The organism is Arcicella sp., from assembly GCF_964672035.1.
The window spans coordinates 65,263-74,518 of record NZ_CBABQS010000016.1 but is presented as its reverse complement, the minus strand read 5'-3'; the positions used below and the strand labels follow the sequence as shown (position 1 = coordinate 74,518).

8 protein-coding genes are annotated in these 9,256 nt (G+C 38.3%); 3 read left to right on the top strand and 5 right to left on the bottom strand.

Annotated features, from left to right (window positions below):
- The 3 genes from AC1W31_RS06805 to AC1W31_RS06795 all read left to right on the top strand — a co-directional run.
- Window positions 1-592 (top strand): hypothetical protein (locus AC1W31_RS06805; protein WP_481733663.1); only part of this gene is annotated, 592 nt, incomplete at its 5' end.
- 114 nt (window positions 593-706) lie between these two features.
- On the top strand, window positions 707-1,255 hold the full coding sequence (locus tag AC1W31_RS06800) for an RNA polymerase sigma factor (protein WP_481733665.1): 549 nt from the start codon (window positions 707-709) through the stop codon (window positions 1,253-1,255).
- Between the two features lie 119 nt (window positions 1,256-1,374).
- Window positions 1,375-2,112 (top strand): tetratricopeptide repeat protein, encoded by a 738-nt coding sequence (locus AC1W31_RS06795; protein WP_481733662.1) that lies wholly within the window; start codon window positions 1,375-1,377, stop codon window positions 2,110-2,112.
- 83 nt (window positions 2,113-2,195) lie between these two features.
- Here AC1W31_RS06795 and AC1W31_RS06790 read toward each other — a convergent pair whose 3' ends face one another.
- The 5 genes from AC1W31_RS06790 to AC1W31_RS06770 all read right to left on the bottom strand — a co-directional run bounded on the left by AC1W31_RS06790 (window position 2,196) and on the right by AC1W31_RS06770 (window position 9,065).
- Window positions 2,196-3,128: a hydroxypyruvate isomerase family protein gene (locus AC1W31_RS06790; protein WP_481733661.1), complete on the bottom strand. Its 933-nt coding sequence runs from the start codon at window positions 3,126-3,128 to the stop codon at window positions 2,196-2,198.
- A gap of 77 nt (window positions 3,129-3,205) precedes the next feature.
- Window positions 3,206-4,306 carry an MBL fold metallo-hydrolase gene (locus AC1W31_RS06785; RefSeq protein WP_481733660.1) on the bottom strand — a complete coding sequence of 367 codons (1,101 nt, stop codon included), beginning with the start codon at window positions 4,304-4,306 and terminating at the stop codon, window positions 3,206-3,208.
- Window positions 4,307-4,313: 7 nt separating this feature from the next.
- Window positions 4,314-4,424 (bottom strand): YdeI/OmpD-associated family protein, encoded by a 111-nt coding sequence (locus AC1W31_RS06780; RefSeq protein WP_481733664.1) that lies wholly within the window; start codon window positions 4,422-4,424, stop codon window positions 4,314-4,316.
- Between the two features lie 47 nt (window positions 4,425-4,471).
- A complete protein-coding gene (locus AC1W31_RS06775; RefSeq protein WP_481733659.1) occupies window positions 4,472-4,903 on the bottom strand; it encodes a YdeI/OmpD-associated family protein in 432 nt (143 codons plus the stop codon).
- A 16-nt stretch (window positions 4,904-4,919) separates the two neighbouring features.
- Window positions 4,920-9,065, bottom strand: coding sequence for an SNF2-related protein (locus tag AC1W31_RS06770; protein ID WP_481733658.1), 4,146 nt, complete (start codon window positions 9,063-9,065; stop codon window positions 4,920-4,922).
- Window positions 9,066-9,256: the final 191 nt, after the last annotated feature.

Sequence of the window (9,256 nt, the reverse complement as noted above, 5' to 3'; positions counted from 1 at the left end):
GGTTTACAAAAAGCAAGGTAGTCCTATCGATTTGATAGGAAGAATAGACCTTGATGGCACATTATATTTCACCGAATTCCTAAAAGATGGTCATATCACTGGGTCTTATAATGTTATGCTGAAGGATGAATTAATGAGTGGTAGTTGGTACGATGTCGGTAAAATAAATGGAAAAGAATTATCCGTCTCTTTGAGAAAAATAGCTGAAACAACGATACCTAAAATGACAATTCCGGATATTACCGGTTCATACCGCTTTTTTTATGGGAATGATGGAGGGAGAAATCCACTTACTAGTTCTTTGGATGTTCAACAAATTGGGAAAGATAAGATTGCTATTCGTTTCAATTGTGTTTCGGCTGGGCCTGCTTACAATATCGCAACGATTGATAAAACTATTATTCAATTATCTGGTAATCAAGCAGTTTATAGGATTGGAAATTGCAAATTCAGTATTATATTTCTTCCGAATGGCGCTAATGTAGAATACTTAGCCGATGGGTATGATTGTGGCTTTGGCAATAATGTGGGTGTCTCGGGAAATTATCTTAAAATCAATGCTCTGAAGCCTAAATTTTTGAAAAGGGATTAGCCCAAATCATTCAAACCTACTATATTTAAATCAGTACCGCTAAATAAATCATAACCCAATTTAGACCCTTGTGCTGATGAATGTTTTAGTCGTGTTACCCTATCTGGCGAAGCTATTTTAAAAGGAATTATCGGTGATGGAATTCTTCAAAGAACCACCGAAAATAAACTTTATGAGCAATATTTTTACCTCATCAAAGACGCAACTTTCAAGCATAAAATTTCGGAAGATGAAGCGGTCAGTTTATACACTGACACAATTTTGGCATTTATCGAAAACGTTAAAAATAATCGTTTTGAGGGAAAATCGGCGCTAAAAACTTATCTATATCAAATATTTTCTAATAAATGTGTTGACTTTATTCGTAAAACAACGACTAACAAAATGAGCATCCATGAAACCCAGCCGATGCAAGATTGGGTTTTGTCCATGCCCGATGATACTAAAAATGCTTTACAAAAACTCATCTCAGAACAGGATATAAACGTTTTGAAAGACAAGATGAAATTATTAGGCGAAAAATGTCAGCAAATGTTAATAGCTTGGGGAGAAGGATTTTCGGATCGTAAAATTGCTGAAGAATTGGGCTATCAAACTGCCAACGTAGCAAAAGTCAGTCGTTTACGTTGTCTGGATAAATTGAAAGAATTGTATAAAGTGTAGCACTGAATGATGATTTAAATAATGAAGGTTCTGAAATTCATAGCGCCAAATTATTCATAATTACAACACACATCCCATCAATATTTTCGGAAATACCAACCACATAAATTATAACACAAATGTTAGCACAAATTGAAAAATATCTAAACAATGAAATGAGTCTTTCTGAAAGACAAGTTTTTGAAAATCAACTCCTTACGGATGAAGAGTTAGTGGATGAACTTGCCTTTTATACGCACGTAAAATTGGCAAATCAGGAAATAGCGAGAGAGAAAAGAAAAGCCGAATTTGAGGTATTACGGAAAGAAATATCGAATCGTCCATCGGGTAAAATAAAGCCGATGATTTGGATTTCGGGCATTGCCGCTTCGGTTATTTTGGCATTGTGTTTTTGGTGGTTTTCGCATACCGATACACTCAATCCAGCGGAATATGCGGATACCTACATTCATCAGCATTTTGAGAATTTACCCGTGAAAATGGACGGAAATGCGGATAGTTTGCAGATGGGTTTACGGTTATTTAACGAGCAAAAATTATTAGAAGCTCAGGCAATTTTCGAAGACATTTTACAAAGAAAAAATGTGGATAGTGAAGCCATAAAATATGCTGGAATTACCGCATTGCGTTTGAAACAATTTGATAAAGCAATTAAGTATTTTCAAGCACTTTCGCTCCAAAAGAATTTATATTCAAACCCTGGGAAATTTTATGAAGCTTTGGCTTTGATGCAGCAGCAACCTATCCATAAAAAAGAAGTTGAAAAGTTGCTTAATGATGTGATTGACAATAACTTAGAAGGAAATGAAGAAGCGAGGGAAATTAGTAAACAGTTATCAGTGAGCAGTTATCAGTAAATAAAAAATGTCGATTTGGAACTGATAATTCTAAATCGACATTTCCCATAATTCATAATTCATAATTCATAATTCATAATTCATTAAGAAATATCACTCCAACGATAAGCCTCAATCAATTTCATTTCGCCTTCTTTGCCTTTGATAGAATTGCCGTGTTCCATCCCGAAAATAAATTCATTGCGATTGGTTGCTTTCGTTTTCTCGTTGATGTGTTTGAAAAGATATTTATAATTCACTTCGCCCGAGGTAGGTTCATTGCGACCTGGTTCATCGCCAATCTGAAAGTAAGCAATTTCGTCCCAAGTCCAGTTTATATGTTGAGTCATTCGTCCTTCATTTCTCTGCATGTGCCACATATCGAATAAAATTTTGCAAGCGGGACTGTTCACCGCCTTACAAATCATATACGTTTGGTCGGAATTACGAAGGAATAAATCGGGATTATCAGAAAGCGGTTCAAGTACCATGGTTAAATTATGCGGTTCCAGAATGGCTGCTCCTTGTCGCAAAGATTCAATTACGTTAGCCGTCTGAATGCCGATCGGTAAATCTCTTTGAAAATTTCCGGGAACAACCGTCATGTATTTTGCATTGCAACGTTTAGCTACTTCTACGGCTTCACGGCATTTTGTCAAAAATTTTTCTCGCCATTCTTTATCACCCGTTGCGAGCGTACTTTTTGGGGGCCAATTATCAAAACCAACCACAAAAACGCCCATTGACATGCCTAATTTTGCCATTGTTTCGCCAATTTTAGTTTGTAATTCGGGCGATTTCCCCATCATTCCATTATCTTCCAAAGCCCGAAAACCCATTTCGTGCATAAAATTCAATTGGTCTATTTCGTCCTTTCCCGCCGAGTTTACAAACATGCCAAAATGCGGTGCATATTTGAGTTTAAAAGGCGTTTGCGGAGCATTAATGGACTGATTTTGAGTGCCTTTGATAAATGAAGGTAGCGAAACTAAGCCTGCACTGGCAAGGATGTTTTTGGTAAAATCTCTTCTTTCCATAGTTTATTTTTTGAAAATGATGATTAACAAATATAAACAAATGCAAGATAATTCTTATAGGGAGCTGTATTTATCCGCTAAACTTCCCACCAAATTGAATCAGGATAAGTCTTATCCAACACCACAGGTTCGCCAATCATGGGCGTGGTCATTTTTAGGTTTTTACCTTCAATACTTTTTTTCAAATCAATCATTGGGTCGTTCCAGTCGTGGAAAGCCAAAGCAAATTTCGCCCAATGTACGGGCATAAAAGCCTTCACGTTGAGGTCTTGAGCAATTTGGGCGGTTTCGTCGGGAAGGCTGTGAATATAGTGCCAATCCAGATTATACTGTCCGTTTTCCAACAAAGCAAAATCAAAAGGGCCGAATTTCTCGCCAATCATTTTGAAGTGCGTATCATAACCAGAATCACCACCGAGGAAGATTTTATATCCATGAATATTCAAGACATAGGAAACCCATAAAGACTTGGCCCGAGTAAAACTTCTACCCGAAAAATGTCTGGCAGGAGTAGCGGTGAGGGAAATATCAGGTGAAATCTGAAGCGATTCCATCCAATCAAATTCTACAATATTTTCTGGTTTTACGCCCCAATATTCCAAATGTTCGCCCACGCCCAAAGCCACGTAAAATTTCTCAACTTTTGGAATTAATTTCATAATTGTCTGATAATCAAGGTGGTCGTAGTGGTCGTGCGAGAGAATAAGCATATCAATGTCGGGCATATCTTCCACCCCGTAGGTATTTGCTCCCGCAAAGGCTTTGACCATAAATGACACGGGCGAGGCATGACCACTGAAAACGGGGTCAACCAAAATATTAATATTTTTGGATTTGATAAGATACGAAGAATGCCCAAACCAAACGATAGTTGGCGTTTCGGCAGACAGGTTTTTTAAGTCCGTTTTAACCGAAGGAATAACTACTTGCGGTTCATTATTTTTAGATTTATTAATGAATTTTTTCAACATCCCAATTTTCGAAACTTCCTTCGGCATTACTTCGGTGGGAGAGAGGTTTTGAAAAACACCATTTCGATAGTTAGGAGATTTCAAAATACGGTCTAAGCGACTACCCGAAGGCGCTTTTCCGAAGAATTTTTGGTGCAAAAAAATGTAGGAACTAAGTCCCACAACGGGAACGGATAGGAGAAATTTGAGCATGGTTCTTCGTTTCATGAGTGATTCATTTCTTTACAAACTGATTTGCCCGCTCATTTCGTTCCGCTTTACTTACTATTTCGTTAATTCTTTTTGTTCTGGTTTCCAATTGTTTAGCATTCGTGAGCCATTCCAAAATCCCTCTTTTTACTGAACGTGGGCACAAATTAAAATATTCTTGTGCTAAGAGATTTTTTGGTCTAATGCTGCTTGCAAATCGGGCGGGGAGACAAGGTTTTCAACATCATCCAGAGCCGTCCAAGTACCATTTTGTTGCGCTAATTCAACCATTTTTAAGCCCGCATCAGCCATTAATCCTTCCGAAATTAACTTTTCTATTTTCAATTTATTTACTCGACTCCAATTACTTTTTGGATTTCTTTTAGCAAAATACTGGTAAAAACTTTCACCATCTCGTTTGTTGATTGAACTATCCACCCAACCAAAACAAAGGGCTTCGTCCACGGCTTGGTCGTAAGTGATGCTTCGGACACTGCTGTCTTTTTTATAGATAATTAACCACAATTTTGACTCACGCTGATGGTTTTCAATGAGCCAATTGCTCCATGCAGTTTTGCTTTCTGCATAAAAGGTTTTTGTTCCGTTGTGTTCCATAGAAAATTTTTATTGTCTAACGCTCCCGAATCAAATCCATCAACTGTTCGGCAGACATTTTTCCACTGCCTTCTGACCCTTCCAATAATCCATCGGCCAAATCTCGCTTGGTTTCGTGGAGTTTCAAGATTTTGGATTCTACGCTGTCTTCGGTTACAAATCGGTACACGGTTACTGGGCGTTGTTGCCCCATTCTGTGAGCCCTGTCGGTGGCTTGGTCTTCCACCGCAGGATTCCACCACGGGTCGAGGTGAATTACATAGTCGGCGGCGGTGAGGTTCAATCCTGTGCCTCCTGCCTTCAAACTTATTAGAAAAATATCGCCATTTCCTCGCTGAAAATCATCAATTCTTTCTTGTCGTTGTTTGGCTGGTGTGCTACCGTCTAAGTATTGGTACTTGATATTCTGAGCATTTAGATACTCCTCAATTATCGCCAAATGCTTCGTGAATTGACTAAAAACCAGGGCTTTATGTTTATTTTCAATGAGTTCTTCTACAATTTCCCCGAATAATTCCAACTTAGAACTATTCAATGGAATTTCGGGATTTACTAATTTTGGATGACAACATGCCAAACGTAAACGGGTCAATTCTGCCAAAATCCTAAAACGTTTATCTTGCACAGCTCCCGCATCCGACTCAATGCGATGAAGCGCATCTTGTCGGACAGATTCGTAAAATGAACGTTCTTCGGTTGACATTTGTACGTTCAAAACTATTTCGGTTTTTGCGGGTAATTCGTCTAATACTTGGTTCTTTTTTCGTCTCAGAATGAAAGGTTTAATTAATTTTTGAAGGGCTTTTCTCCGTTCCAAACTATTATTTTTTTCAATCGGAATGGCAAATCTTTCATTAAAACTGTCATGGCTTCCCAACAATCCTGGGTTGATGAAATTAAAAATATTCCACAATTCACCTAAATGATTTTCAACGGGTGTTCCCGTAGTGATTATTCTAAAATCGCCATCCAAAGCCATCACTGTTTTTGAGCGTTTTGTAGTACGGTTTTTTATCGCCTGAGCTTCATCCAAAAGTATGGTCGAAAATTTGGTTTGTTTGAATAATTCTTCTTCGGTTTGGAGTAATCCGTAACTCACCACTACCACATCAAATCCGCTCGCATTTTGCAATAATTCTTTGCGTTCTTGGGCATTTCCAGCAAATAAAATTAGGTTCAAAGTCGGGGCAAATCTAAGGGCTTCTTTCTCCCAATTTCTACAAACGCTCAACGGGGCAACCACCAAAGCCGGACCTTGTTCAGCCCTTTGCAACAAAATGGCTAAAGCTTGAATCGTTTTTCCAAGACCCATATCATCTGCCAGACACGCCCCAACGCCCCAATGCGAAAGTTGCGAAAGCCATTGATAACCCTCTTCCTGATAAGGACGTAATTCTGCCTGAAAGGTACTCGGAATTTCAGCCCTAACCGAACGCACATCTTTCAAGCGTTGGATATTTTCTTTCCATGCTTTATCGGCTTTGAAGTTTTTTACTTCGTCAGACAATTCCTCTAAGGTACTCGAAGCCAATATGTTACCTCGCATTTTATCATCTAAAACCGCCCGCATCGTTTGGAGGTACTTGCGGAGTTTTTCGGTAATTGCCACAAATTGACCGTCCGATAATTCCACAAAATTGCTATCACCGTTTAGTTTTAGGAGTAATTCTTTAAGGGATAAAACTAACCCATCATCCACTTTTGCCTCGCCAGATACTTCAAACCAATTATTTTTACTGGTAATATTCATTTTTAAAGTTTCAAAATTAATATTACCCATCAACTTCAACTTCTGACCTTTGGGCCATTCTATCACCAATTTATCCTTGCGTTTGGGTTCTTCCAATTCAATCATTACGTCCAAACAATCCTCGGCGGTATCCAACATCCACTCGTAAGTTTTACCCGATGTTTCCATGAGTGTAGGGCACATTTCTTCGACTTCTTTCAAGGATTTTAACTCCTTTTTCAAATCTCGTTTGGTCTGCGAACGAACGCCTTTCACCGTGCCAATAATGTTCTCTGAACCTTTGCCAGGTTTGATATACGGAGCTTCTGACCCGAATGGTTTTACGAATAATTCAAGGTGAAAACCATCATTCAAAGGATTCAAAAGGGCATAAATCCGAGTATCGGCTTTTACAGCAGGCATATTGTCGATTTGCTCGTCAAGATTACTCTGAATGGCAATTTGCTTGGACAAAGGAGCTAAGGATTTTAACAATTTATCCTTACCAGAAGATGGAATACTCAACGATTTTTTACCGCCAAAACTCTGTTGAATTTTTAGATGCAAAGGCGTGATTTCAAAGACTTTATACCGTGTGGCAGTCTCTTTTACGATGAAAGTTCCAACATTATCAAAGTTATTATCGAAGCCAATTTGAAGACTATTTTTATCTTGTTTTATCTGCAAAGAAACATCGCCTTTCACCAAGGAAAGGGGCAAAGACGCAGCACCACCCAAGAAAAGATAGGGATGGTCAATTAAATGTGGCAGGCTTTCATCCCAATTAAAACTATACACCGTGCTACCATAACTGCCCCAACCAGAAGAATATTGCTCTTCTTCAAGCCCGACACGAGCCACTTTATAATCTTGTGGACTGGCAAAATCTATATCATTGTTTGGAAAACGTTTCAAGGCAATGTTTCGCCCAGCCGTCCAGCCTGTTTTGCCTAATTTTTGTTCAACAGGTTGCAGATTTTTCGACTTAAAATCAACAATCCAAGCCAAACGAACGGTTATTTCGTTGCCATTTCCACCCTTTTTATTTTCGAGTGAATCCGCCAATGATACCAAAACCGTAAGGCTTCGTTCCCAATCTTCAATGGCAGGAATTAGATTGCCAAGTGCTTCATTACCAATGGATTGATTCAATTCTGCCAAGCGTTCTGCCTGAGATATGGACAGTCCTCCGCTAATATCAGCTTTACATTGAATATGAAAAAGGGCTTCACGTTCAATCAATTTAAACCCGCAGGTTTGGGCCTTTTCTAAAATATCCTTGACCTGATTTTTTTCAAAAGGAGCTTTGGGAATATTGGAAGAAAGACACAAGAAAACGTAGCTGCTGAGGGTGTATTCTGGATTAAAATTTTGTCTTGCCAAACTATGTACCGCAGCGCTATCTTGATTTTTGAAGAAATAAAACAACGAACCCATCATCAGTACATATTTCTGTTGGTCGGGGTGAAAATTCTTTTCAGCATACTTCAAATACTCCTCATAAAAACTCAATAATTTGCTTTCGTTGGTTTTGGCCAGAGCCATCGCATAACCCACCATCGACCATTCAGAAGGATAACCTTTCTTTTTATTCATCCATTTTTTCCAAGATTTAATGGATTCTTCGTAGATTTTTATTGCCTCTTCGTACCTCCCGTTCATCACCTCAACCAAACCCCACATTGCCGTTTGGCTGTAGTCCAATGCGATGGCTTTTTTGAGCGATTTTTCCAAGGGTTTGATTTCGCCTTTTAAAAACTGAATCGTCATGATACGGTATTCATACGTTGAATTTTTGGGCAACTTACATTCCACCCAAAAGTCTAAATATTCATCAATTGCTTGCCAAGTCGTAAGTTTTTGAGCGGTGATTGCGGTCAACACGGCTTGGGCAACTGAGGTAGGATATGGTTTCAAATTTTGATAACCCCAACCATAATAATGAGCCTCCACAAACAATTGAGCATAGAATTCATCAGGAGTATTTTTGTGAATATCGGTAATATATTTAACATCATTACTATAAATGGCTATTCTGAAATCACGAACTTTACGCTCTGCATAGGTATTATCGTAATACCAACGATTGGCGCTACCCGTCGGATATTCCGTTTTTATTTTTTCTATAATATCCTTAAAATCAGGTTCTTGCGATAATTTTTGCGTAAGAAATTCTTTGAACCCATGATCTTTAAATTGAATACCTCCTTGGTATTGAATATTTACCAAAATGCCTTTTTTGATAAGTATATCACGATTTACTGCCCCCGAAGTAGAATTAAAAGCCTTACCGTCTTCATCTTTAATTTTCATTTTTGAAAGGAAAGATGAAAATTCCCCCGCACCATTAATTCCTCCATAAAAAACCGAGAAAACTTTGAGAAGATATTGACTACTTTCGTTTAAAGAATCGTACAGGGCTTGATGAGTCATGGGGAGTTTTTTGTTGTTTTGACAAAAATATAGAAGAAATATTGATTAGACAAAAAGAGCGTCCATTTCAACCGAATCATGGATTAATCTTTCGGTTGTGTCATGGATTTTTGACGTAATTTCTTAGCAAAGTGGCTGTAAGTAGGTATAAAAAGTGAGTTACAGTCAGTTTGCTCTTAATACTTTCACTT